The organism is Pseudovibrio sp. WM33 (assembly GCF_001623165.1).
Lineage (GTDB): Bacteria > Pseudomonadota > Alphaproteobacteria > Rhizobiales > Stappiaceae > Pseudovibrio.
The window spans coordinates 30,685-54,366 of sequence record NZ_LMCK01000079.1 but is presented as its reverse complement, the minus strand read 5'-3'; the positions used below and the strand labels follow the sequence as shown (position 1 = coordinate 54,366).

22 protein-coding genes are annotated in these 23,682 nt (G+C 53.3%); 17 read left to right on the top strand and 5 right to left on the bottom strand.

Annotation, left to right across the window (positions count from 1 at the left end):
- The first annotated feature begins 207 nt into the window (after positions 1 to 207).
- On the top strand, positions 208 to 582 hold the full coding sequence (locus tag PsWM33_RS13645) for a carboxymuconolactone decarboxylase family protein (protein ID WP_063300610.1): 375 nt from the start codon (positions 208 to 210) through the stop codon (positions 580 to 582).
- 69 nt (positions 583 to 651) lie between these two features.
- Here the strand turns inward: PsWM33_RS13645 and mgrA are convergent, their stop codons facing one another.
- The 4 genes from mgrA to erpA form a co-directional block, all read right to left on the bottom strand.
- Positions 652 to 1,713, bottom strand: coding sequence for an L-glyceraldehyde 3-phosphate reductase (gene mgrA / locus PsWM33_RS13640; RefSeq protein WP_063300609.1), 1,062 nt, complete (start codon positions 1,711 to 1,713; stop codon positions 652 to 654).
- Positions 1,714 to 1,826: 113 nt separating this feature from the next.
- Positions 1,827 to 2,609 (bottom strand): exodeoxyribonuclease III, encoded by a 783-nt coding sequence (gene xth / locus PsWM33_RS13635; RefSeq protein WP_063300608.1) that lies wholly within the window; start codon positions 2,607 to 2,609, stop codon positions 1,827 to 1,829.
- A gap of 191 nt (positions 2,610 to 2,800) precedes the next feature.
- Entirely contained in the window at positions 2,801 to 3,040 is a 240-nt protein-coding gene (locus tag PsWM33_RS13630) for a hypothetical protein (protein WP_063300607.1), read from the bottom strand.
- Between the two features lie 212 nt (positions 3,041 to 3,252).
- Positions 3,253 to 3,594, bottom strand: a complete 342-nt coding sequence (erpA, locus tag PsWM33_RS13625) for an iron-sulfur cluster insertion protein ErpA (protein WP_063290856.1) — start codon at positions 3,592 to 3,594, stop codon at positions 3,253 to 3,255.
- Between the two features lie 213 nt (positions 3,595 to 3,807).
- Between erpA and PsWM33_RS13620 the strand changes: the two genes are divergently transcribed.
- From PsWM33_RS13620 to PsWM33_RS13555, 14 genes are all read left to right on the top strand, one after another.
- A complete protein-coding gene (locus PsWM33_RS13620; protein ID WP_063300606.1) occupies positions 3,808 to 5,025 on the top strand; it encodes a deoxyguanosinetriphosphate triphosphohydrolase in 1,218 nt (405 codons plus the stop codon).
- Positions 5,026 to 5,115: 90 nt separating this feature from the next.
- Positions 5,116 to 6,870, top strand: coding sequence for an arginine--tRNA ligase (gene argS, locus PsWM33_RS13615; protein ID WP_063300605.1), 1,755 nt, complete (start codon positions 5,116 to 5,118; stop codon positions 6,868 to 6,870).
- 80 nt (positions 6,871 to 6,950) lie between these two features.
- Entirely contained in the window at positions 6,951 to 9,776 is a 2,826-nt protein-coding gene (locus PsWM33_RS13610; RefSeq protein ID WP_063300604.1) for an SPOR domain-containing protein, read from the top strand.
- 73 nt (positions 9,777 to 9,849) lie between these two features.
- Positions 9,850 to 10,863, top strand: a complete 1,014-nt coding sequence (gene nagZ / locus PsWM33_RS13605) for a beta-N-acetylhexosaminidase (protein ID WP_063300603.1) — start codon at positions 9,850 to 9,852, stop codon at positions 10,861 to 10,863.
- A gap of 65 nt (positions 10,864 to 10,928) precedes the next feature.
- A complete protein-coding gene (locus PsWM33_RS13600; protein WP_063300602.1) occupies positions 10,929 to 11,801 on the top strand; it encodes a segregation and condensation protein A in 873 nt (290 codons plus the stop codon).
- A complete protein-coding gene (gene scpB / locus PsWM33_RS13595; protein WP_063300601.1) occupies positions 11,798 to 12,514 on the top strand; it encodes an SMC-Scp complex subunit ScpB in 717 nt (238 codons plus the stop codon). Before PsWM33_RS13600 ends, scpB begins: the two co-directional genes overlap by 4 nt.
- Positions 12,515 to 12,572: 58 nt before the next feature.
- On the top strand, positions 12,573 to 13,655 hold the full coding sequence (locus PsWM33_RS13590; RefSeq protein WP_057466249.1) for an ABC transporter ATP-binding protein: 1,083 nt from the start codon (positions 12,573 to 12,575) through the stop codon (positions 13,653 to 13,655).
- A gap of 82 nt (positions 13,656 to 13,737) precedes the next feature.
- A complete protein-coding gene (locus PsWM33_RS13585) occupies positions 13,738 to 13,983 on the top strand; it encodes a twin-arginine translocase TatA/TatE family subunit (RefSeq protein ID WP_057466250.1) in 246 nt (81 codons plus the stop codon).
- Between the two features lie 170 nt (positions 13,984 to 14,153).
- Complete coding sequence (tatB, locus tag PsWM33_RS13580; protein WP_063300600.1) at positions 14,154 to 14,642, top strand: Sec-independent protein translocase protein TatB; 489 nt, start codon at positions 14,154 to 14,156, stop codon at positions 14,640 to 14,642.
- Positions 14,643 to 14,654: 12 nt separating this feature from the next.
- Entirely contained in the window at positions 14,655 to 15,440 is a 786-nt protein-coding gene (gene tatC / locus PsWM33_RS13575) for a twin-arginine translocase subunit TatC (protein ID WP_063300599.1), read from the top strand.
- A gap of 72 nt (positions 15,441 to 15,512) precedes the next feature.
- The gene (serS, locus tag PsWM33_RS13570) at positions 15,513 to 16,790 is read left to right on the top strand and encodes a serine--tRNA ligase (protein WP_063300598.1); all 1,278 of its coding nucleotides are present in this window, start codon (positions 15,513 to 15,515) and stop codon (positions 16,788 to 16,790) included.
- An 84-nt stretch (positions 16,791 to 16,874) separates the two neighbouring features.
- A complete protein-coding gene (gene surE / locus PsWM33_RS13565) occupies positions 16,875 to 17,639 on the top strand; it encodes a 5'/3'-nucleotidase SurE (RefSeq protein ID WP_057466254.1) in 765 nt (254 codons plus the stop codon).
- 86 nt (positions 17,640 to 17,725) lie between these two features.
- Entirely contained in the window at positions 17,726 to 18,490 is a 765-nt protein-coding gene (locus PsWM33_RS13560; protein ID WP_208994559.1) for a protein-L-isoaspartate O-methyltransferase family protein, read from the top strand.
- A gap of 89 nt (positions 18,491 to 18,579) precedes the next feature.
- Positions 18,580 to 20,328 (top strand): M23 family metallopeptidase, encoded by a 1,749-nt coding sequence (locus tag PsWM33_RS13555; RefSeq protein WP_063300597.1) that lies wholly within the window; start codon positions 18,580 to 18,582, stop codon positions 20,326 to 20,328.
- Between the two features lie 100 nt (positions 20,329 to 20,428).
- Here PsWM33_RS13555 and PsWM33_RS13550 read toward each other — a convergent pair whose 3' ends face one another.
- Entirely contained in the window at positions 20,429 to 21,322 is an 894-nt protein-coding gene (locus tag PsWM33_RS13550; RefSeq protein ID WP_063300596.1) for an ATP-binding protein, read from the bottom strand.
- Positions 21,323 to 21,637: 315 nt separating this feature from the next.
- On the opposite strand from PsWM33_RS13550, the gene yajC reads away from it, so the two are divergent.
- Both yajC and secD read left to right on the top strand, forming a co-directional pair.
- Complete coding sequence (gene yajC, locus PsWM33_RS13545) at positions 21,638 to 21,967, top strand: preprotein translocase subunit YajC (protein WP_057466258.1); 330 nt, start codon at positions 21,638 to 21,640, stop codon at positions 21,965 to 21,967.
- Positions 21,968 to 22,062: 95 nt separating this feature from the next.
- The gene (gene secD / locus PsWM33_RS28455) at positions 22,063 to 23,667 is read left to right on the top strand and encodes a protein translocase subunit SecD (RefSeq protein ID WP_057466259.1); all 1,605 of its coding nucleotides are present in this window, start codon (positions 22,063 to 22,065) and stop codon (positions 23,665 to 23,667) included.
- Positions 23,668 to 23,682: the final 15 nt, after the last annotated feature.

The following is a 23,682-nucleotide window of genomic DNA, read 5'->3' as shown; positions in this document are numbered from 1 at the left end:
AACCCACCTAACCGGGTCAATTTTGCATGCCGATTCACATTCTTAGGCGGTCTGGCGAGCCCAAGGTACAGGCTGGGCTGAAGGTGCTGCAGCGCGAGTATTTGCGGCAATCACCTCAACTTCTCGGTGATTAACACACCGATTTTCAAGAGGAGGCAGTTAGGCAAGCCTGATCGGCGGTTGTTTATGGCTTGAGGAGACTGGCTTATGAAAGCGGAGAAAGTCCTGAGTATTTTAAATCCCGAACTGAAGAAGAAGCTTGCTGATAAATATGATGCTGCGGTGCCCGGTATGTCTGAAAGTGTGGTGGACTGGGCCTACGACAAGCATTATGGCCGGGAAGGGGTTGACCTGAAGACCCGGCAATTGTGCAGTATTGCGGCTTTGACAGCGATGGGTGGGCATACAGGGCCACAACTGGTCATGAATATTGAGCACACACTGAACTCAGGTGCACGCCCCTCCGAGATCCTTGAAGTCATCTGGCAAATGGCGGTCTATGCAGGCGTACCCGCCGCCCTGAACGGCCTGAACACAGCAATCGCGTATTTTGAAGAGAAGGGGCTGGATCCGCGGTCTTAAAGGAGTTTCCTCGACCTCTCATCTGGAGTGCGAACCTGACGTCCGCACTCCATTTGTCTTTGTAGGCTTCTACTTCTTCTTCGCGGGGCGGGATGGGCCTTCGCGTTCGGAGGATTGGGCCCAGAGGTTGATGTTGGCTTCTGTGGCGTACTGATCGATGGCGGTCAGTTCCTCCTCTGTGAACTCCAGATTGTTGATGGTGGCTGCGCAGTCGATCACCTGCTCCTTGCGGCTTGCGCCGATCAGAGCTGAGGTGACGCGGCCTTTGCGCAGAACCCATGCCAGCGCCATCTGGGCCAGTGTCTGCCCACGGTTCTCGGCAATCTCGTTCAGCGAGCGAATGTGGGTCAGCGTGGTCTCGTTGAGGAAGCTTTCCTGGAAGGAGCCAACGTGTTTGCCCGCGCGGCTGTCCTGCGGAACGCCGCCCAGGTATTTGTTGGACAGCATGCCTTGTGCCAGAGGGGAAAAGACGATGGAGCCGATGCCTTCTTCTGCCAGCGTGTCGAGCAGGCCGTCCTCTTCCACCCAGCGGTTGAGCATGGAATAGCTTGGCTGATGGATCAGGCATGGGGTGCCCAGTTCCTTCAGGATCTTCGCTGCTTCCCTGGTGCGTTTGGAATTGTAGGAGGAGATGCCCACGTAGAGCGCTTTGCCCTGACGAACGATCTGGTCGAGGGCCATCATGGTCTCTTCCAGTGGAGTATCCGGGTCGAAGCGGTGGGAATAAAAGATGTCGACGTAGTCCAGCCCCATACGCTTCAAAGACTGATCGCAGCTGGCCATGAGGTATTTGCGGCTGCCCCATTCGCCATAAGGTCCCGGCCACATGTCATAACCTGCTTTGGAAGAGATGACGAGCTCGTCGCGGTATCCGGCAAAGTCGGTGCGCAGGATCTCACCAAAAGCGGTTTCCGCACTGCCTGGAGGCGGGCCGTAGTTGTTGGCAAGGTCGAAGTGGGTGATGCCCAGATCGAACGCTGTGCGGCACATTTCGCGTTTGGTTTGATGTGGGGTGGTTTCACCGAAGTTGTGCCAGAGACCGAGGGAGATGGCAGGTAGCTTGAGGCCACTCTTCCCGCAGCGGTTGTACTTCATGGTGTCATAGCGATTTTCAGCTGGTTGCCAAGCCATCAGATGTCCTCCCAGACTTCTGTTTATTTGTTTTGGATGGAAAAATTGAGGAGGACTGGTGGCGCGGTCGCCACCAGTATTTTTGGAGGGTACGCTCAAAACGAGCGCGGTACTTAAGCGGAGAGTTCAACCCAGACTGGGACGTGGTCTGATGGTTTTTCCCAGCCGCGGACGTGTTTGTCGATGCCAACGCCTTGCATGATGCGGGCGGCTTCCGGTGAGAGCAGCAGGTGGTCGATGCGGATGCCGTTGTCACGTTGCCATGCGCCCGCCTGATAATCCCAGAACGTGTAGGTTCCGGCAGTGCTGTTGGTGGCGCGGACGGCTTCGGTGAAGCCGAGGTTGAGCAGGGTGCGGAAACGCTGGCGGCTTTCCGGACGGAAGAGAGCATCACCAACCCAAGCCTCTGGCTTCTTTGCGTCTTCCGGCTCAGGAATAACGTTGTAATCGCCAACCAGCAGGAAGGCTTCTTCCTTTTCCAGCTGCTTAACTGCGTGCTTGTGAAGGCGATCCATCCAGCGCAGTTTATATGGAAACTTTTCGGTCTCTACCGGATTGCCGTTTGGTAGATATAGGCAACCCACGCGGATCGGCTCGTTGTCGCCGGCGATAACGGCCTCGATATAACGGGCTTGCTCGTCTTCGTCTTCACCCGGCAGGCGGCGGTTAACCTCCTCAAACGGGCGTTTGGACAGGATTGCGACGCCGTTGAAGCCTTTCTGGCCGTGGGTTTCCAGATTGTAACCCAGCTCCTCAAACGGAGCGCGCGGGAAGTTCTCATCAACCGATTTAATTTCCTGAAAACAGGCGACGTCTGGCTGTTCTTCTTCGAGCCATTTGAGAACCGTTTCTAACCGCGCTTTGACGCCATTAATGTTCCAGCTTGCGATTTTCATCGGGTTTCCCTTCGAGAAAGCAGTGAGGTCAGAGCTCTGCGCATTAATGCATTTGCAGCAGTCGCTCTGGCTGCTTGGTCTATATGTGTCTTGATTTGTTCTAGCACGGTGTCCGAGGAGGGCAAGGCAGGCAGGGCAAGTGTGTGTGGATGAGGCCTTGTCGAGCGTTATCGGGTAATCCTGAGGCGGCTTTACTTGGCTTTCTGATCCAAAAGCCTTTTGAGGTACTCAAGGATAAAGGCCAGCGCAATGAGTTGCCCGCCGATTGCAAATGAACTCACAAGGACAGATACCTGGGTCACAAACTGATCGGCGGTGTAAGCAAAAACGCCAAAATGCCAGTTCGCTATGAGTGATGTTGCGATCTGCAGCACGCCAATACTCAAGAGCGCGTAAACAACCAGCTTGTGTGCGTTTTGAAAGGACAGCATGAGGCTTCTCTGAGGGTGTTTGCGTGGAAGGGAACAAGTTCTACGCGGAACGAGGATAACTGTTTTGCGTTGAAATGTGCGTTGGTTTGCGCGGAAAGCGGGAAAACTGCGTTCTTATGGGGCGGGGCTTTGAGGCTGGTAGGGCGTGGTTGCTTTGGGATGCATTCACGCCCGCTTTTTAACTTATTCCCCTGATGTGCGACTGGCTTATCTTAGATGGAGAAGCTTGTGCCGCATCCACAGCCGGCGGCGGCCTGAGGATTTGAGATCTGGAAGGACTGGCCCATGAGATCTGTTACGAAATCAATTTGCGAGCCTGCCATATATTGCAGGGAGATGCTGTCGATGAGAACCGTTGCGCCGAGTTTGGCGAGGACGAGGTCGTCATCTTCCTGTTCTTTTACGATGTCATACTTGTATTGAAAACCGGAGCAGCCGCCACCTTCGACAGAAATGCGGAGCATGCTGCCATTGGTTTCTGTTTCCAGTATCTGGGCGACGCGTTTTGCGGCCTTGTCGGTCAAGCCGACAGTATTTTCAGGGGTCTGGGTCATAAGCTCAGTCTTGTTTCGGCTTGCGTACTTTCTTTGCCTTATAATTTAGGTGGTCTCCATGGTAATTTCCATAGTATTTTATTGCTAAATTACATTTGGCTTGGGAAAGCGGTTGTTTACAGGGCTTTTACATCTGTTATGTCATTGCTGTGATACGAAAATCGCAGGGAATGACCTGGGCATTTTCTGATTGTAAGGGGCGGGGGATAAAGAATGGTCAAGACGTTAGGATACGGTGCTCAGCCACGGGCGGAATATGCTGTTGATCCGGAAGTCAGCCGTGGCCGACTTTTTCCAGAACCGGAAAGCCCGACACGTACGCCGTTTCAGCGTGATCGAGATCGTATTATTCATAGTGCTGCTTTCCGCCGCCTCAAGCACAAGACGCAGGTCTTTGTGTACCATGAGGGCGATCACTTCCGCACACGCCTGACGCACACCATTGAGGTCTCCCAGATTGCGCGTTCGCTTGCACGTGCGCTGCGGCTGGATGAGGATCTGGCCGAGTGTCTGGCGCTGGCGCATGATCTTGGACACACTCCGTTTGGGCATGAGGGCGAGGACGTGATGCATGAATGCATGGCGGACTATGGCGGGTTTGACCACAACGCCCAGTCTCTGCGCATTGTGACGGATCTTGAGCGCCGGTATGCCGAGTTTGATGGCCTCAATCTGGCGTGGGAAACGCTGGAAGGGCTTGTGAAGCACAATGGGCCGCTGATGGATCGATCCGGCGCGCCTTGTGGCAAGCTTGAAGGCAAGCATCTGCCGTTTGCTGTGAGCGAATATGCCAAGCATCAGGATTTGCTGCTGTGGTCGTGGCCAAGTGCAGAGGCGCAGGTGGCAGCGATTGCAGATGACATCGCTTATGACGCGCATGATCTGGATGATGGACTGCGGGCTGGGTTGCTTAGCTTTGAGGCCATGAAAGTGGTGCCGTATCTGAAGCGTATTTTAGACGAGGTGGACGGGAAATATCCCGGTCTTGAGGATGCGCGGCGTATTCATGAGATTGGGCGCAGATGTATCACCGGCATGGTAGAGGACGTGATTGCGGAGAGTATTTCGCGAATTAATCAGGTTTCTCCCAAGAAATGCGGGGATATTCGTGATGCAAATGGTCCTGTTATTGCCTTTTCAACTGAAATGGCGCGAGAAGAGCGCGAGTTGAAAGAATTTTTGTTTGCCAATCTGTACCGACACGAAAGTGTTCTGGCGGTTCGCAGGAAGGTTGCCAAAGTGGTGCGGGATTTATTCCATGCCTACTTTAAGGCACCGGAAAGAATGCCAGAACCATGGTGTACGGGACTGAAAGGCGAGGGTGATGATGTGAAGGCCCGCAGGGTTTGTGACTTCATTGCAGGTATGACGGACCGTTATGCCATAGACGAACACCGACGATTATTTGACGATACCCCGGAACTGGGGTAATGCGCCAATTCAAACACTATTAATTCATGGAGTTTATGTGGGGCTGCGGCTTCGCAAAACCCTGTGAGCTGTCAAACTAGGCTATTAAAAATGAACATCTTTGCAGACTTCGCCGAAAGGGTAAACAGTGTAGTCAAGGGTCTCGACCTTGCTGCTGACGCGCCGGAGCTGGATCTGCGACGAGTGACTGTTGAACCTCCTCGGGATGCTGCTCATGGCGATCTGGCGACCAATGCTGCCATGGTGCTGGCTAAACAGCTGAAGATGAAGCCGCGTGATCTTGCCGAAAAGATTGCAGAAGGCCTGCGCGCCGACAGTGAAGTTGATGCTGTTGATATTGCCGGACCTGGCTTCATCAACATCCGCGTAAACAAAGCTATATGGGAACGCGTGCTGGCAGATGTTGTTGCCAAGGGCAATGCGTTTGGTAGTGGCAGCCGTGGTGCCGGTTTGAAGGTGAACGTGGAGTATGTATCCGCGAACCCGACCGGGCCTATGCATGTGGGCCATACACGTGGTGCTGTTGTGGGTGATGCGCTGGCGAGCCTGTTGCAGTTTGCCGGTTATGATGTGACCCGTGAATACGTGATCAACGATGCTGGCTCCCAGATTGATACGCTGGCGAAGTCCGCCTTTCTGCGTTACCGCGAAGCACTGGGTGAAGACATTGGGCAGATCCCTGAGGGCTATTATCCGGGCGAATACCTTATTCCAGTCGGCAAGGCGCTGGCAGAGGAATATGGTGAGCGCCTGAAGGAGATGGGCGAGGGCGAGCGCCATGCTATGCTCAAGGGCTATGCCGTTGACAAGATGATGGATCTGATCCGTGAAGACCTGAGTGCTTTGAACGTGAAGCATGACGTGTTCTTTTCAGAAAAGACCATGCACGGTCAGGGGAATGCCATTGATCTGACGCTCGATGCACTGCGTCAGCGCGATCTGGTTTATACTGGCACTTTGCCACCACCAAAGGGCGAAGTGCCTGATGACTGGGAAGACCGTGAGCAGACCCTGTTCCGCTCTTCCAACTACGGTGATGACAGTGACCGTGCGCTGGTAAAGTCTGATGGCAGCTACACCTACTTTGCTGCTGACGTTGCTTACATGCGCGACAAGATTGAGCGCGGGTTCAAAGAAATCATCTTTGTGCTTGGTGCGGACCATGGCGGCTATGTGAAGCGTCTGGAAGCGATCGGCAATGCGATCTCCGGCGGTGATGTGGATGTGATTGTGCGTCTGTGTCAGCTCGTGAAGCTCTTTAAGGGCGGTGCTGAGTTCAAAATGTCCAAGCGCTCTGGTAATTTCATCACCCTTCGCGATGTGGTTGATGAAGTGGGCGTAGATGCGGTACGCTTTATGATGCTCTATCGTAAGAACGATGCGCAGCTGGATTTCGATTTTGACAAGGTGAAAGAGCAGTCAAAAGACAATCCAGTGTTTTATGTTCAGTACGGTCACGCTCGGTGTCATTCTGTGCTGCGTCAGGCTGCTGGAGAGCTGGATTGGTTCTCTAATACTGCTGAAGAGTTGCAGTCTGCAGATTTTGCACAACTTGAAGATGAGGGTGAACTTGCACTGGTCGCGAAGATGGCTCAGTGGCCTCGAATTGTAGACGGAGCCTCAGAAAATCACGAGCCGCACCGCATTGCGTTTTATCTGTATGAGCTTGCAAGCGCCCTGCATGGACACTGGTCCAGAGGCAAGGAAAAGCCGCAATTACGCTTTATTAATGATAAAACGCCAGAATTAACCAAAGCTCGACTCGCGTTAGTTTACGCAGTTTCACAGGTAATAGCTTCTGGCCTCAATGTTTTGGGTGTCACAGCACCAAATGAAATGCGCTAGCGCCTGAGCATAGTTGATAGAGTACTGGAGGTTCGCGGTGGGGATTGCGAGCCTCTTATTTAAGGGAAAACACCGCTGCAATGACCAATCGCTCCAAGTATCCGGGTCCGGGTGAGGTTTCTGCTAGGCAAACGGCAGGCGATGAACCGCAACAGTGGGCAGGCGATCAAGATCCGCTCGTAGAACTTGCCAGAATTGTCGGGGAGAGCGCTGCTCAGTACCGTCCTAGTTCTCGCGTAGAAAGCGAAGTCTCTGACCGTCCGCTGTTTCCAAAGACTGATGAGCGCAGTGTAACTGCCGATCATGCTCCTCAGCATGGCTCTCAGGACGCCACGTTGGCCGATGATTATTCAGTGGGTGCAGCTGAAGTGAATGAGCCTGCATCAACTCAAGATTCATTTGCGGCTCTGGATGCTGTTTTTGCATCTCCAAAAACCTCCGCGTCACCTGCACATGCTGATCCGTTTGCGGATTTGAGCGCTGCTGCGTTGTCCGCCGGTGCGCCGAGTGAGGCTGTTGACTACGTCAGTGACCTTCCACCGGTTCCAAAAGCGGCGGCTGTGCCTGAAGCAAAGCCAGTTCCTGCTCCTGCACCTGTGCGCCAGTCTGTGACTGCTGCTGATGTGACTGCAGAGCCGGAAATGGATGATATTCTTTCGCGCGATCTTGAAGAGAGCCTTGTTGCCTCTCTCAATCAGTCTCAGGTGGAGCGTGAGCAGACGTCTCGTCCTCAACGGTCCGTGAGCCGTGCGACACCGACGCTGGATGCTGTTGGCGCACGGGATGTGCGCCCTGAGCAGACTTTGCGTGAGCGCCTTGAACGCCGCACAGTGGATGCTCCACGTGTGGTTGAAACACCGCGCGTTGCTAAGCCTGCTGCGCCTGTACAAAATGTGGCGTCTGCTTCGCCGAGAGCTCTGGATGAGCTTTCCCAGAGTGATTATGACAGCTGGCGCGCCGAGCGTGCTGCTGAGCGTGCAACTGCGGCAGCAGCTGCCAAGCCTGTTCAGCCTGCACCGGCACCAACGCCTGCGATTGAAGAAGCTCCTGCCGCGCCTCAATTGCGTGGCACGCATGATGATGTGGCACCTGCTGCTGACCCTGTTTCATTTGAACCTGATATGACAGCGTTTGCGATGGACACCGGTGCTGAGCTTGAGGGTGAGCACATCAGCGCTCCTGAAGTGTCTGCACAGGAAACTGTTATTCCTGCCAAGCATCTTGAAGAAGCTTTGTTGGCTGAGTTCAGTCTTGACGAGGAAGCGCAGCCAAGCGTTGTTGCTGAACCTGTTGCGCCTCAGCCTGTGCGAAATGTTGCGCAGGAGATTGAGGCGAGCGTTGATGACATCTTTGCAGATGAAATTGCGCAGGAGCCGCAGCCAGAACCAGAGCCGGAGGTTGAAATCGGCCCTGAAGTGGCTGCAGAGCTGAATGAATTTGAGCGCATGAGTGCCGGTTTTGAACAGGTTGCTCAGGAAATCGATCCATTTGCCGTTGAAGGTGATGATGCATGGCAGCTGGACGAAAGCGTTGCCAACGATACGTCTTTGGATGAAATGTCCTGGCCTGCTGCTGCTGAAAAGCTGGCGCAGACAGAAGCTGCTCATCAAGAGGCGATGAATGCAGCGAAAAAGCCTGGTGAAGAGCAGTCTCCTCCTCCTGGTGGATATGATCTTGATGCTGTGGCGCAGGCTATGCGCAAAGAAGACCCGAGCCTTGATGGCGGCGTTCTTCCGCAAGCTGTGCCACGCGTTTCTGTTGATGTTCCGATTGAAGCAGAAGAGAACCGCAGTGGCGGTATGCGCAAAGGCCTGATGGCTGCTTCGCTCATTGGCGGTATTGTTGTGGTTGGCGGTGCCGGTCTGTTCCTGTTCGACTTCGGTGGAACAGGCGGAGATGCAACTCCACCACCAATTATTCGAGCTGATGCCTCTCCAATGAAGGAGGTTCCATCTCCTTCAGCGCAGCCTAAAAACGACACGGCAAAAGTCTTTTCTCCGGAGGAAGCGTCTCAGCCAGTCACTGGCGAGAAGATGATTCAGCGTGAAGATGCAGCTGTGACACCATTGCCGCCAGCATCCAGTGAAACGGATACTGCAAAGTCCAGCGTGTTTGATGTGAACCCGACGAAGAAGGTGCGGACCGTTATTGTTCGTCCTGACGGGACCATCGTACAGCGGGCTGGTGCAGAGGCCAATGTGTCTGCACAGCCTCGTGTTGTCACAAGCAGCACTGTGCGCAACAGTAATCCGCAAAATACGGGTAGCACCACACCGGCGGCAACGTCTGGGCAGTGGGACCCACTTCCGGGTGAAACCCAGGGTGCAAACCAGCAGACTACAGCTGTACCAACAACCACCAGCTTGCAGGATGCGTTTGCGAATGCTCCGGTGGCAACGCGGACCGAGACGCGCAATACGCTTCTGGGTGTGAGTGTTGTGCCTCAGTCCAAGCCGTTTGTTGTGGCGTCCGCCAATACAGGCAGCGGTACTGTTCGCTCCAACACACTGACGCCGCTGCAGCCGCAGCCAACGTCTCGTGCCAGCAACGCACCGCTGAACCTGACAGGTAACCAGAACACGCAAACAGCTGCTGTAAACCCGCAGGCGATTGCTCCAACTCCGACACCTACCGAAGGTGTTGTTGGTGAGATTCCAGGTGGGACTTACATTGTGCAGGTGGCGTCTGTGCGCACTGTTGAGGATGCTCGTGGTCAGATCCGCCGTTACAACAGCCGCTATCCAAACCTGATGGCGTTGGTGACACCGGTGATTACGCGTGCTGATCTTGGCGACAAAGGCATTTACTACCGCATTCAGGTTCCGTTTGATGGTCCGACCAGTGCAAACACCTTCTGCGGTGAGTTTAAATCTGCAGGTGGCGACTGTTACGTTCGCCGCAACTAAATACGCTTTCCCTTTTCAGGGACTACGCTTTGGAGCTTGACGCCGTACCGGCGTCAAGCTACCAGCTTTACTCATGTTTTTAAAATCGTTCATTTCCGGATGCCTTGGACCTGAGCTCAGCGCTGAGAGCAAAGCCTTTTTTCGCGACCAGCAGCCGTTTGGTCTGATCCTTTTTGCTAGAAACATGGAAACGCCGGAGCAGATCCGCCGACTTTGCGCTGATTTTCGTGAGGCTGTTGGCCGTGCGGATGCGCCTGTTTTTATTGATCAGGAAGGCGGGCGGGTGCAACGCTTTGGTGCACCGCATGTGCCAGTCTATCCAGCGGCAGGGACGATTGGGTGCCTTTATGCGCAGGACGTTGAGGCGGCGAAACGAGCTGCTTATTTACATGCCTTGCTGATTGGGCTGGATCTGCGTGATCTTGGGTTGAATGCCAACTGTATTCCGTGTCTTGATATGCCCATTGAAGGTGCGAGCAACATTATTGGTCTGCGGGCCTACGGATCTGATGCGGCGCTTGTGAGTGATTTGGGCCGCGCTGCGATGGATGGCTGTCTTGCTGCTGGTGTGATGCCGGTTATGAAGCATATGCCGGGCCATGGCCGGGCGCTGGTTGATAGTCATCTTTCCTTGCCTGAAGTGACAAGCCCACTTGAGGAGCTTGAAGAGCGGGACTTTTTGCCGTTCAAATCCTTGCGGGACTGTCCGATGGGGATGACCGCTCACATCGTGTTTAAAGAGATTGATGGAGATCACCCTGTTACGCAATCTTCCTATGCTATTCAGAAGGTTATCCGGGAAGCGATTGGTTTTGATGGCGTCCTGATCAGTGATGACATCTCCATGAAAGCGCTTGGTGGTGATCTGAAGAGCCGGGTTGAGAAAATTGTTGCGGCGGGGTGTGATCTTGTTCTGCATTGCAATGGCGAGCTGGATGAGATGAAGACGGTTGCTTCGGCTGTGCCGGAGATTGATGGCAAACGCGCTGAGCGCATCAAGGCGGCTATGCAGCGAAATACCCAAGTGTTTGATGGGGATGAAACGGCACTGCGCACGGAGTTTGATGAGCTGTGTGCGAAAGTTTGAGAGGGTGTCTTTTTACCGGAGTGCAGGTCATGCTCTTCGGAGATACGCTTTAAAGGGATTGATGTTTGAGCGACGTTGAGGCCACAGAGCAGATAGAGGAAGCGTTGGCAGGCGCGGCAGCTGTGGAGCAGCCCGCGACTGGCGACCCGAACCTGCTTGTGGATGTGGACGGGTTTGAAGGCCCGCTTGATGTTTTGCTCACACTGGCCCGCAGCCAGAAGGTTGACATCACCAAGATCTCCATTCTGGCGCTGACAGAGCAGTATCTTGAGTTTGTAAAGGAAGCGCGCCGTTTGCGGCTGGAGCTGGCTGCAGATTATCTGGTGATGGCGGCGTGGTTGGCTTATCTGAAATCCCGTTTGCTCATACCGCAGCAAAAAGACAGCGACGAGCCAACGGGTGAAGAACTGGCAGCGGCGCTGGCGTTTCGTCTGCAACGATTAGAAGCCATGCGGGATGCTTCTGCAAAGCTGATGAACCGGTCACGTCTTGGACGGGATCTGTTTGCGCGTGGTGCTCCTGAAACTGTGTCGGTGGAGCGGCGCAGTGTTTGGACTGCCACGCTTTATGATTTGCTGATGGCGTATGCGTCTCAGCGCCAGCGCCACTCGGTGACGTCCGTACATGTGAAGCGGCGTCAGGTCTGGTCGCTTCAGGACGCGCGCGATATTCTGACCCGTCTTGTGGGGCAGGTTGCAGTATGGACACCGATTGAGCGATTTCTGACGGCTTACCTGGAAGACCCGCAGGAGCGGGCGACGGCTATGGCTTCGGCGTTTTCGGCCAGTCTGGAGCTGGTGCGTGAAGGGGTGATCGATATTCAGCAATCCGGGCCGTTCGAGACGATCTATGTGCGTGCCTCACAACGGACGCCGGAAGAGATTGGTGCGGGTGAACCAGCTGAAGAGCTTCAGGAAAAAGAGGTTGAGTTGTCATGAGTAAAACGCCAGACCTGCTCGACACAGTCTCAGACAATGAGGCTATTGAAGTTGCGGATGCCGGGGAGCTTTTAGAAACGGAGCGCATGGTTGAGGCTTTGATCTTTGCCAGTGCGGAGCCTCTCAGCTTTTCCGAGCTGACAAAGCGTATTCCTGGTGATCGGGATATTCGCGGCGCTCTTAACCGCCTGCGCTCGTTTTATCGCAAGCGCGGTGTGCAGCTGCGGTCTACTGAGGATCGATGGTCGTTTCGGACTGCGGAAGATCTGTCGTTCATTTTGCACCGTGAAGCGATTGAGCAGCGGCGCTTGTCGCGGGCTGCACTGGAAACATTAGCTATTATTGCCTTTCACCAACCTGTGACCCGCGCAGAGATTGAAGATATTCGCGGCGTTTCTACATCTAAGGGCACGCTTGATGTGCTGCTGGAAACGGGCTGGGTGCGCATGCGTGGTCGACGCAGAACACCAGGGCGTCCTGTAACTTATGGAACGAGCTTTGATTTTCTTGATCACTTTGGTCTTGAGAACATCAAGGATTTGCCGGGACTGGAAGAGCTGAAAGGGGCAGGGCTGCTTGATAGTGCGATACCCGCCAGCTTCCATGTGCCTGCACCGGATGACAGTATTGATCTGACAGAAGATGAAGATCCTCTGGAAGAAAGTGAAATGTTTGCAACTGGCGCACTTGAAGAAGACGCCGGAGAAAAATAAACACATGCAAGGGGCGCGAATTTGTGTTCGGCCGCCTTGCAAGTTTTATGAGGGACGAATGGAGCCAGGGAAGGTTGCGGCATCAGAACGGCTGGTGTTTGACAATATCTACCATCATTATGGGGACTTACCTGCGGTTCGCGGTGTTTCGCTTTCTTTGAAAAGCGGAGAAGTGCTGTGTTTGCTAGGGCATTCTGGTTGCGGAAAGACAACGGTGCTGCGTATTGCCGCTGGTGTCGTGCGTCAACAGCAGGGAAGCGTCCGGATCAATGGTTCTGTAGTTGCTGATGAGCGGACTTTTCTGCCGCCAGAAAAGCGCGGTGTGGGGCTTATGTTCCAGGACTATGCGCTGTTTCCGCATCTAACGATTCTTGAGAACGTGAAGTTTGGCCTTTCTGACCTTTCTTCTGAAGTGGCCGAGCGCCGTGCGCGTGATGCGCTGCACATGGTTGGTCTCGGTCAGTATCTGGATGATTATCCGCATGGACTGTCTGGAGGTGAGCAGCAACGTGCTGCGCTGGCGCGTGCAATGGCGCCGCGGCCTCATACACTTTTGATGGATGAGCCATTTTCAGGACTGGACAGTCGCTTGCGTGATGATGTGCGCACGCAGACGCTGGATATGATTAAAATGCAAGGTGCGACAGCGGTTGTGGTGACCCATGATCCTGAAGAAGCCTTGCGTGTGGGTGATCGAATTGCGCTGATGCGTAACGGGGAGGTGGTGCAATTGGCGACGCCAGAGGATATCTACTTCCGCCCGAATAGTTTGTTTGCCGCTAAATTCTTTTCCGATCTCAATGAGATACCCGGAAAAGTTGTTGGTGGCCGTGTGGTCACGCCTATCGGGAATTTTTCCTCTAATGGCCTTGAAGAAGGGGCTCATGCGACCTTATGTGTAAGACCACATCACTTAAAGGTATGCCATGGTGAGGGACAGTTCAAAGGCAGAGTAATTTCTCGCGCAATGGCAGGTGAGACAGATCTTCTGGACGTACAAGTTGATGGAATTGAGCGTCTTCTACGTATTCGTACGAGGGATGTATTACAATTCTACCCAGAAAATGTCATAGACTTGTGTATAAATGCAGAGAATGTTTTGGTTTTTGGGCGAGAGACGTCAGTAAATCATAGTGGGTAATTCTTCTGGATACTACCTATTAGTATCTGGGGGATGTAGTGTCTCTCAAAACACAGTTCAGGGTTCTTAAGGAGTTTGGTTGATGGGCTCAATTGGTATTTGGCAAATTGTCATCATCGCGGTTGTCGTAGTTCTGCTGTTTGGTCGCGGAAAGATTTCCGAGCTGATGGGCGATGTTGCAAAGGGCATCAACAGCTTCAAAAAGGGGCTGAATGATGATGCTGCGGAAGCAAAAGAAAAAGAAGAAGATCCTAAAGTGATCGACCATGCGCCGGGTGACACCGTGAATGCGCAGGAAAAAACTGAAGACACCGCGAAAAAGGACTAAGTCTCCTTTAAGGTAGTCTGTGTAATTTACCTAGGGAAAGTCGGCGTTTTCTGGCTTAGAGTTTGTGATCTACGCCTTTCCCTAGTGAATGTGCCGTTTGCGGCACGACATGTCTATGATGAGAGCCTGGCAACGGGCTGTCATTGAGACACTAACGAAACGGCTTCTTTATGTTCGATATCGCATGGACAGAGCTGCTGCTTGTTGCTGTGGTTGCCATTTTGGTGGTTGGCCCCAAAGAACTGCCGGGCATGTTGCGCACAATCGGGCGCACAATCGGCAGCGTGCGGCGTATGGCTGGCGAGTTTCAGTCTAGTTTGAATGACGCTGTCAAAGAAGCGGAGAAGCAGACCGGCATTGATGAAATGCGGAAGCAGGCTGATGCAGCACAGAACTTCAATCCACTTGATGACTTAAAAAAGACATTGGCGGACGAGAAGAAGAAGCTTCAGGACAGCATGAAAACTGCGGAAAGCGACGTGAAAAGCTCGCTGAACGGTGAGGGCTCTACGGAGAGCAAGCCGGACAGTGCGCCAGAAGCTGCGCCTGTGAAAGCAGAGGTTCCGACGCAGAAAGTTGTTTCTTCAGCTGAGCTGGCTTCCACGCAAAAAGCAAAAGAAAGTGCCGCAAGCACTCCTTCCAGCAAAGACGAAAGCTAGGGCGGCTATTTTATGAGTGATAACGAAATTGAAGATTCGCGTGCGCCGCTGATTGAGCACCTGATCGAATTGCGTTCCCGCCTGATGAAGTCGGTGATTGCGATCGCCATTGCCTTTGCGGTTTGCTTTTACTTTTCAAATGACATCTTCAACTTCCTGATCGAACCGTTTTCGGCAGCGGCCGGGGAAAGTATTGAAGTCAAGCTGATCTACACCGCACCGCACGAATGGTTCTTCACGCAGATGAAGCTGGCTTTGTTTGGAGCGCTGTTTATTGCCTTCCCGGTTCTTGCCAGTCAGATTTACATGTTTATGGCGCCCGGGCTTTATAAGCATGAGCGTAGTGCGTTTATTCCGTATCTGATCGCGACACCTGTTTTGTTCGTGATTGGTGGATCGCTGGTGTATTACCTCGTGCTGCCAATGGCGATGGGCTTCTTCCTGGCCATGCAGCAGATGGGTATGGACGGGCAAGCGTCCATTGAGATGCTTCCGCGTGTGAGTGAGTACCTGAGCTTTGTGATGGTTCTGATCTTCGCGTTCGGTCTGGTTTTTCAGCTTCCGGTTGTTTTGACGCTTATGGGACGCGCGGGTCTTGTGACCTCTGAGTCTTTGAAGGGTAAGCGAAAATATGCCGTTGTTGCTGCGTTTGCAGCTGCGGCAATTTTAACACCTCCTGATCCGATTTCGCAGATCGGTCTTGCACTTCCTACTCTGCTTCTCTACGAAGTCTCCATCTATTGTGTAAGGCTCGTCGAGAAGAAACGTAAAGAGAAGGAAGCGGAAGAAGAGGCCTAGTCTCACTTCCATCCTGATTTACGAGTTTCCCGGCGGGTTATTTGAAGGCAAACCTGCCGGGGTTACTAAGTTATGCTTGATATCAAGTGGATTCGTGAAAATCAGGAGAGCTTTGATACAGCTCTCGCTAAACGCGGCCAAGAGCCACGCGCTGCGCTGCTCGTTGAACTGGACGATGCGCGCCGTTCCCACACCACCAAGCTTCAGGAGGCGCAGCAGCGCCGTAACTCCGCATCCAAAGAAATCGGCATGGCCATGGGCCAGGGCGACAAGGAAAAAGCAGAGGCCCTGAAGGCTGAAGTTGCCGAAATCAAAAGCTTTATTCAGAACGGCGAAGAGGAACAGCGCAAGCTGAACGCAGCGCTCGAGGATGCTCTGGCTGTTATCCCCAATATTCCGCATGAGGATGTTCCGCTTGGTGCGGATGAGGCTGACAACGTTTTGCTGCACACGCATGGCGAAAAGCCGCGTAACAACTTTGAGCAGAAAGAACATTACGAACTGGGTGAACAACTTGGCGGCATGGACTTTGAAACCGCTGCTAAAATGTCTGGCTCCCGTTTTGTGTTGCTGAAAGGTCAGATTGCGCGACTGGAGCGTGCGATCGGTCAGTTCATGATTGACCTGCACACGCAGGAAAACGGCTACACCGAAGTTTCTCCACCACTGTTGGTGCGTGATAACGCGCTGCACGGCACGGGGCAGCTGCCAAAGTTTGCTGAAGATCTGTTCCGTACGACAAATGATCATTGGCTTATTCCAACAGCAGAAGTTCCGCTGACGAATGTGGTTGCTGGCGAGACGCTTGCTGAGGCAGACCTGCCACTGCGTATGACTGCTCTGACCTATTGTTTCCGCTCTGAAGCTGGATCTGCTGGTCGTGATACGGCTGGTATGCTGCGTCAGCATCAGTTCCAGAAGTGTGAGCTTGTTTCTATTACGGATGAGAACAGCTCTCTGGAAGAGCTGGAGCGGATGCGTGAGTCTGCTGAAAAGGTTCTGAAGCTGCTTGGCTTGCACTACCGCGTTGTCACACTGTGTGTTGGTGATATGGGCTTTGGTGCTCGTAAAACCTACGATATTGAAGTTTGGCTGCCAGGTCAGGATGCTTATCGCGAGATCTCTTCCTGTTCTGTTTGTGGTGACTTCCAGGGCCGCCGCATGAATGCACGCTACCGCGTGGAAGGCGAGAAGGCTCTGAAGTTCGTTCATACTTTGAACGGCTCTGGCCTTGCTGTTGGGCGCTGCCTGATTGCGGTGATGGAAAACTATCAGAATGCAGACGGAACAATTACGGTTCCTGAGATTCTTCGCCCGTACATGAATGGCCTTGAAGTCATTGGCGCTTAACAATTGATGTAAGCGTATTTTCAGCAGAAGGGCGGTAGCGTTCTTCTGCTGCACTGCGCGACTTATATGAGGAATTGCTGCGATATGCGTATCTTACTAACCAACGATGACGGGATCCACGCTGAGGGTCTTGAGGTTTTGGAGCGCATTGCGCGGCAGATTTCAGATGATGTTTGGGTTGTTGCGCCAGAAACCGACCAGAGCGGCGTGGCGCACTCCCTGTCTTTGAATGATCCTTTACGCGTTCGTGAAATTGACAGCCGTCACTTCGCTGTTCGCGGTACACCAACGGATTGTGTGATCATGGCGGTTCGTTCCATCATGGATACACCGCCTGATCTGGTTCTTTCCGGTATCAACCGGGGTGCGAACATTGCAGATGATGTGACTTATTCCGGCACCATTGCTGCGGCTATGGAAGGCACTTTGATGGGCGTTCGTTCCATCGCGCTTTCTCAGGCTTATGCATTTGGTTCTGAGTTTGGCCCAAGCTACGACACCGCTGAAGCGCATGCTGTTGGTGTGATCCGCAGCTTGCTGGAGTTCAATTTGCCATCTGACACGCTGCTGAACGTGAACTTCCCTAAAGACGCGCCTGACATGGTTAAAGGTGTTAAGGTTGTGCGTCAGGGCAAGCGCGATGCGGGTTCGCTCTACATTGAAAGCCGCAAGGATGGCCGTGGTAATCCATATCACTGGCTTGCTTTCCAAAATCGTGTACCAAGTGCGCGTGAAGGGACTGACATCAATGCTTTGAAAGAGGGCTATATTTCAGTCACGCCTTTGCATCTGAACCTGACAGCTGATGAGTTAATGGGGCAGTTGGAAAAGACGCTTGAAAAGTCCTGATATGATGAGAACCTGATAAGGTCCTTCGGGTTCACGTCAGGTTCTTAGGTTATATGTGCGTATTCTTCAAAGGGCAGAGGTGGCCTTTGAAAGCGCGCTCTTTTGAGCTTGCTGGTCCGCCAGCAGGCTTTGCATTGCAGATAGACGGAGTGTTTAAAATGGAAGGCAGTCTGTTTGCTGATGAAGATGGTCGCTTTGATGAGAACCTTGCCAGGCAAGCGGCATGGGTGATGAAGCTGCGATCTGAGGGTGTGCGGAATATTGTGGTTCTGGGCGCACTTGAAGCTATTCCTCGTAAAATATTTTTGTCAGCCAGCCAGCAATTTCTGGCCTTCGAAGATCGTGCATTTCCAATTGATTGCGGGCAGATGAGTACACAGCCATCCTTGATTGGGAAGGTTGCTGATTTTCTGCAAATGAAGCCGGATCATTCCCTGCTGGAGATTGGCAGTGGATCCGGGTATCAGTGCGCGGTTCTTTCTAAAATCTGTGATCGCATCGTCTCGCTGGAGCGCTACCGGACACTGGCTGATCTGGCGCGTGAGCGACTTCGGTCCTGCAAGATCAACAATGTCGATGTGATTCATGCAGATGGTCTTGTAGCGCCTGTTGATGAAGAGGACGATGGCGGCCCGTTTGACCGCATTATTTTAAATGGTGCGCTGGACCGTGTGCCGGGCTTCTTGTTCGACCGCCTTGCGCCCGGGGGGCGTTTGTTGGCGCCAATCAAGCATGAAAGCGGTATTTGCCGCCTGATTCAGTATGACAAAGGTGGCCGCGGTCTTGATGAGACCGACCTTGGTGGTTTCCGCTATCTTTCTCTCACACCGGGAATAGCTGCGAAACTGTAGGGGAATGAGGCTTTAATTAAGTCTTTATCAACTCTGTTGTCAGTAAACTTACGCCAGTTAGCCTTTTATTTGTATTGGGTAGGGCGGATATGCAGTTTCATTCCCGTGAGAAAGCCAGATTGCGGCGCGGTGTAGCCTTGTTTTTGCTGTCAGCAGGTCTTGCTGGTTGTAGTGGCAATGTGGACCGGTTTGGCAAGTCTGAATATGTTGATGAACCAACGTCTCCGGCTCGAACTGCCGTTGTGGTGACACCCGGACTTCCATCAACAAGCACAAAATCTGTTGTTCAGCGCGGCGTCTTGTTGCCTGCGCCAACAGCAAGCAATGCTCCTATTGTGACCGGATCTGCGCAATCGCGCGGGTATCCGCAGCAGACATGGCAGCCGACATTTTCTAAACAACCTGCTCCGGTGAGCCAGCGCACGCGCGCGAGCGCCCGGGTTCCTGCAGCACTTGCCAAAGCGCCGAATGATGGCACGCTTGGGTGGACAGCTGTTGGTGGCCGCGTTGTCACGCTGAAAGCCAACGAGAATGTTGATAGTCTTGCCTGGCAATACCGTGTGCCGGCGAACGAAATTCTTCATGCCAATCGCGTGACTGTGAGTTCTGCGCTGCAGCCCGGTGATTCCGTTGTTATTCCGGTGAAAATGGTTCGTAAGCCGAACCGTTTGCCGAAAGCCAGCGCTCGTGTGTTGCCGTCCAATAATCAGCAGCCTCAGATGACGGCCTCCATTCCTTCGCAGTATGTTGCGCCTTTGAATGCCAATGGCTCTGCTTCCAGGCAGTCTCGTGATGTGTTTGCCACCAAGATTGCGGCTGCGTTGCTTCCTCCGGGTAATGTGGGAGAGCGATCGCGTCCTGTTTACAGTGATGCGCCTCCAGCCGCTTATCCGGTGCAAAGGCGAGCACCAGCAGCAGCTGTGCCTGCGTCTTCGCTTCAGCCAATTCAGCAGCCTGCACCTTCTCAGGTCTATCGTGCGCAGCAACAGCCAACGACCTATCGCAGTCAGTCTTTGACACCGATTGTTGCTCCGCAGTCTGCGACTGCTCAGCCATCTTATGGTGTGCCTGTTACGGGGCAGGCGGCGCGCAGCGTTGCTCCTCTGCGCGTTTCAGCTGTGCCAAAGAGCAAGCCTAGGGCTTCTGTTGCACAGCGTCCGGCATCGGTTGTCAGTGTTAAAGCGACACAAGCTGTGCCGAAGCCGAAGAGAATCGCTTTGGCAGGGTTGAGCCCGCAACGCGTGACCGCTCCGGTTGCGACACAGCGCACGCTTGCCAATTCTCTTGCGCCGACCCCAGTTCACACCGCAAGTGTTCAGAAGCCGCAAAAACCGATTGTTCCGGTTATCTCTGAAGCTGAGACGGATGTTGTCCGTTTGCAGCCGACAGAAGTTTCCAAGCCAGCGCCTGTGCAGCCAGTTGCGACCGCGAAGGCTCCAAAGGTTGCTGTGGCAGATGAAGCGACGTTCCGCTGGCCGGTACGTGGGCGGATTATCTCTGACTTTGGCGTGAAGCCGGGTGGGTCTAAAAACGACGGCATTAATCTGGCAGTTCCATCAGGAACAGACATTAAAGCTGCAGAAGACGGAACCATCGTTTACGCTGGTAACGAGCTGAAAGGCTTTGGAAATCTGGTGCTGATCCGCCATGATAATGGCTGGGTTTCAGCTTATGCGCACAACAAAGAGCTGAAGGTGCGCCGTGGTGACGCCGTACGCCGTGGTCAGACAATTGCCATGGCTGGCGCGACCGGGTCTGTGACACAGCCTCAGCTGCATTTTGAGCTGCGTAAGGATAACAAGCCGGTAGATCCTATGAACCATCTACCGCGTTCCTAATAAAAAGGGGGAGGGTTCTTCTTGGAACTCTTTTCATAGGTAGAGCACGCCGCGTTGGTGACCTTCACGCGGCGTGCTTTTTTATGAGCGCTTTTGCTTGTCAGGACAGCGTTTGGCTGAGGCGGCCTGCCAGATCCTGAATAAATTGCCATGCGACACGACCAGAGCGAGCGCCGCGTGTGGTGGACCATTCCAGAGCCTGCGCGCGGAGCTGCTCCTGCTCGACCTTTAAGCCAAAATGCTCTGTGTAGCCGTAGATCATATCCAGATACTCATCCTGAGAGCATTTGTGGAAGCCGATCCAAAGGCCGAATCGATCAGAAAGTGAAACCTTCTCTTCCACCGCTTCGCTTGCATGGATCGCGGTTGACCGCTCGTTCTCCATCATATCGCGTGGCAGAAGGTGTCTGCGGTTGGATGTGGCGTAAAACAGGACATTTGCTGGTCGACCTTCAATGCCGCCGTCCAGAGCTGCTTTCAGGCTCTTGTAGCTGGTGTCGTCGCCATCAAAGGAGAGGTCGTCGCAAAAGATGATGAAGTTGTAAGGCTTGCCGCGCAGCTCGTTCATCAGCGCGGGGAGGGCTTCGATGTCCTCGCGGTGAATCTCAATGAGAACAAGTTTGCGGACGCCTTCGGAGTTTGCGTGTGCTGCGTTGATCGCAGCATGAGCAGATTTCACCAAAGACGACTTGCCCATGCCTCTGGCACCCCACAACAGCACGTTATTGGCCGGAAAACCTTCTGCGAACCTATTTGTATTCTCCATCAGCATTTTCTTGGAGTGATCGACGCCTTTGAGCAGGTTAATATCAACCCGATTGACTTTGGGTACAGGTGCAAGCTCAAACGGGGAAGGGTGGAATACAAAGGCATCGGCTTCGTCGAAATTGACAGTAACCGGAGGCTTGGGAAGGGAGCTGGCCAACAGGGCGACAATCTCGTCCAGCTTGGATGTAAGAAGGGCGACTTCAGAGGTATTTTCTTTAGTGGTCATGTGTATCTACGTGATTAACTCAGGTGCGCTGGCATAGGCTTTACGCAAAATGCACTAGGTGAAAAATTGTCTCAGCGGCGGTTCTGCTATTTGATCTGCGGCCAAGTATCCCTATTTACAGCTGTATCATGTCCAATACTCTTGGGGAAAGTCCCAGTTAGCATGTCAATGCCTTGAAAAGGTTGGAGTGGACTGTATAGTCCAGCGCAAAATCCTTGTTCTTTCGGGCCAAGGTCAATTTTGGAGGGGTTCACCTCGCCAATTGTTTAATGAACGCCATCAGGTTCCTCGGGAATTTGTGGTAAGGAGAAACTAATGTTTATTACCCCTGCCTATGCACAGGCCGCAGGCGGCGTGCCAGACGTTGTAATGTCTATTGTGCCGTTCGTCCTGATCTTTGTGATCATGTGGTTCCTGATCATTCGCCCTCAGCGCCAGAAAATGAAGTCTCATCAGGAAATGGTGAGCAATCTGCGTCGCGGCGACACCGTTGTGACTTCTGGTGGTCTGATTGGTAAAGTTGCTAAGATCGTTGATGATGCTGAACTGCAGGTGGACATTGCTGAAGGTACGCGTGTGCGTATTGCTCGTGCCATGATCCAGGAAGTTCGCTCCAAAGGTGAACCTGTTAAGGACGGCGAATAATCGCGCCTTGATACCTGTAGTTTCAGACCGCTTTCCTGTTTCGGCAATTGCCGCAGTGAGAGCGGTCTGCCTATTCTAGGACCGGGCATATACTCATGCTTCATTTCGCGCGTTGGAAAATCGCCCTGATTATCGTCGTGGTGCTGGGCGGTATCTTTACAACATTGCCGAACTTCTTCCCGGCAAGTACCGTTCAATCCTGGCCGGATTTTATGCCTAAGCGCCAGATTGTTCTCGGTCTTGACCTGCAGGGCGGTGCTTATCTGCTCTATGAGGTTGATAAGGAAGATTACAAAGAAAAACAGTTCCGTCAGCTGGTTGGAAATATCCGCCGGGCCCTGCGCGAGAACCCACGTATCGGCTACACCGGTCTGGGTATTCAGGGAGACGGTGTTCAGGTTCGCATTCGTGATAATGCACGCTTTGACGAAGCCGAACAACGCCTTGCAGAACTGGTAAACCCGCTAAACTCCGGCGTTTTCGGTGGTGCAGCGGTTAACGAATTTGTTCTTGAACCTCAAGGTGACGGCCTGTTCCGCATGGCTTTCTCTGAGGAAGGTCTGGACATGCGCCTCGCTTCTGTTGTGAGGCAGTCCATTGAGGTTATCCGTCGCCGTGTTGATGAACTCGGCACGACTGAGCCTTCCATTCAGCGTCAGGGCACTGACCGTATCCTTGTTGAAGCGCCGGGTGAATCCAACCCTCAGCGCCTGAAGGATATTATTGGTGCAACTGCGCAGCTAACGTTCCATCTTGTTAGTCAGGAAATGAGCGCGTCACAGGCACTTCAAGGCCGTCCGCCAGCAGGCACGATGGTTGTTGAGGGTTCTGATGGGCAACCATACCTGTTGGATGAAAACCCGTTGCTGACGGGTGAAGAGCTGCAGGATGCTTCTGTTGCGTTTGACCAGCAGACAAACGAGCCTGTTGTGAACTTCCGCTTCAACACTGCCGGTGCCCGCGTCTTTGCGGATGTGACCCGCGCAAATGTTGGTCGTCCGTTTGCGATTGTGCTGGATGACGAAGTGATCACCGCTCCGGTTATCCGTCAGCCGATCACAGGCGGTTCCGGTCAGATCTCCGGCAGCTTCACTGTTGATGGTGCGAATGATCTTGCTGTTCTGCTGCGTGCTGGTGCGCTTCCTGCGCGTCTGGATGTAGTTGAAGAGCGTTCAGTTGGTCCGGGCCTTGGTCAGGATTCCATTGATAGCGGTAAGGTTGCTTCCATCGTTGCAGCGGCAGCGGTGGTGATCTTCATGCTGCTGGCTTATGGCCAGTTCGGGATCATTGCGAACCTTGCGCTCGCTTCCAACGTGTTCCTGATCTTTGGTGTGCTCACCACACTTCAGGCAACGCTGACCCTGCCGGGTATTGCGGGTGTCGTTTTGACAATTGGTATGGCGGTTGATGCCAACGTGCTGATTTATGAGCGCATTCGTGAAGAGGCACGCGCTGGTCGTTCCGCTATTGGTTCGATTGATGCGGGCTTTAAGCGTGCGCTTGGCACCATTTTGGATGCAAACATCACAACGCTGATTGTGGCTGTGATCCTGTTCTTCATCGGTTCCGGTCCTGTTAAAGGGTTCGCCGTAACGCTGATGATCGGTATCTTCACCACAGTGTTCTCTGCGTTTACTATCTCTCGTTTCCTCATCTCTGTATGGGTGAAGCGTAAGCGTCCATCCAAACTGCCAATCTAACTCGGAGCATGACCC

Excerpts from the sequence above, each read along its gene's own strand:
- PsWM33_RS13645 (WP_063300610.1), top strand. The coding sequence starts at position 208 with ATGAAAGCGGAGAAAGTCCTGAGTATTTTAAATCCCGAACTGAAGAAG.
- mgrA (WP_063300609.1), bottom strand. The coding sequence starts at position 1,713 with ATGGCTTGGCAACCAGCTGAAAATCGCTATGACACCATGAAGTACAAC.
- xth (WP_063300608.1), bottom strand. The coding sequence starts at position 2,609 with ATGAAAATCGCAAGCTGGAACATTAATGGCGTCAAAGCGCGGTTAGAA.
- PsWM33_RS13630 (WP_063300607.1), bottom strand. The coding sequence starts at position 3,040 with ATGCTGTCCTTTCAAAACGCACACAAGCTGGTTGTTTACGCGCTCTTG.
- erpA (WP_063290856.1), bottom strand. The coding sequence starts at position 3,594 with ATGACCCAGACCCCTGAAAATACTGTCGGCTTGACCGACAAGGCCGCA.
- PsWM33_RS13620 (WP_063300606.1), top strand. The coding sequence starts at position 3,808 with ATGGTCAAGACGTTAGGATACGGTGCTCAGCCACGGGCGGAATATGCT.
- argS (WP_063300605.1), top strand. The coding sequence starts at position 5,116 with ATGAACATCTTTGCAGACTTCGCCGAAAGGGTAAACAGTGTAGTCAAG.
- PsWM33_RS13610 (WP_063300604.1), top strand. The coding sequence starts at position 6,951 with ATGACCAATCGCTCCAAGTATCCGGGTCCGGGTGAGGTTTCTGCTAGG.
- nagZ (WP_063300603.1), top strand. The coding sequence starts at position 9,850 with ATGTTTTTAAAATCGTTCATTTCCGGATGCCTTGGACCTGAGCTCAGC.
- scpB (WP_063300601.1), top strand. The coding sequence starts at position 11,798 with ATGAGTAAAACGCCAGACCTGCTCGACACAGTCTCAGACAATGAGGCT.
- PsWM33_RS13590 (WP_057466249.1), top strand. The coding sequence starts at position 12,573 with ATGGAGCCAGGGAAGGTTGCGGCATCAGAACGGCTGGTGTTTGACAAT.
- PsWM33_RS13585 (WP_057466250.1), top strand. The coding sequence starts at position 13,738 with ATGGGCTCAATTGGTATTTGGCAAATTGTCATCATCGCGGTTGTCGTA.
- tatB (WP_063300600.1), top strand. The coding sequence starts at position 14,154 with ATGTTCGATATCGCATGGACAGAGCTGCTGCTTGTTGCTGTGGTTGCC.
- tatC (WP_063300599.1), top strand. The coding sequence starts at position 14,655 with ATGAGTGATAACGAAATTGAAGATTCGCGTGCGCCGCTGATTGAGCAC.
- serS (WP_063300598.1), top strand. The coding sequence starts at position 15,513 with ATGCTTGATATCAAGTGGATTCGTGAAAATCAGGAGAGCTTTGATACA.
- surE (WP_057466254.1), top strand. The coding sequence starts at position 16,875 with ATGCGTATCTTACTAACCAACGATGACGGGATCCACGCTGAGGGTCTT.
- PsWM33_RS13555 (WP_063300597.1), top strand. The coding sequence starts at position 18,580 with ATGCAGTTTCATTCCCGTGAGAAAGCCAGATTGCGGCGCGGTGTAGCC.
- PsWM33_RS13550 (WP_063300596.1), bottom strand. The coding sequence starts at position 21,322 with ATGACCACTAAAGAAAATACCTCTGAAGTCGCCCTTCTTACATCCAAG.
- yajC (WP_057466258.1), top strand. The coding sequence starts at position 21,638 with ATGTTTATTACCCCTGCCTATGCACAGGCCGCAGGCGGCGTGCCAGAC.
- secD (WP_057466259.1), top strand. The coding sequence starts at position 22,063 with ATGCTTCATTTCGCGCGTTGGAAAATCGCCCTGATTATCGTCGTGGTG.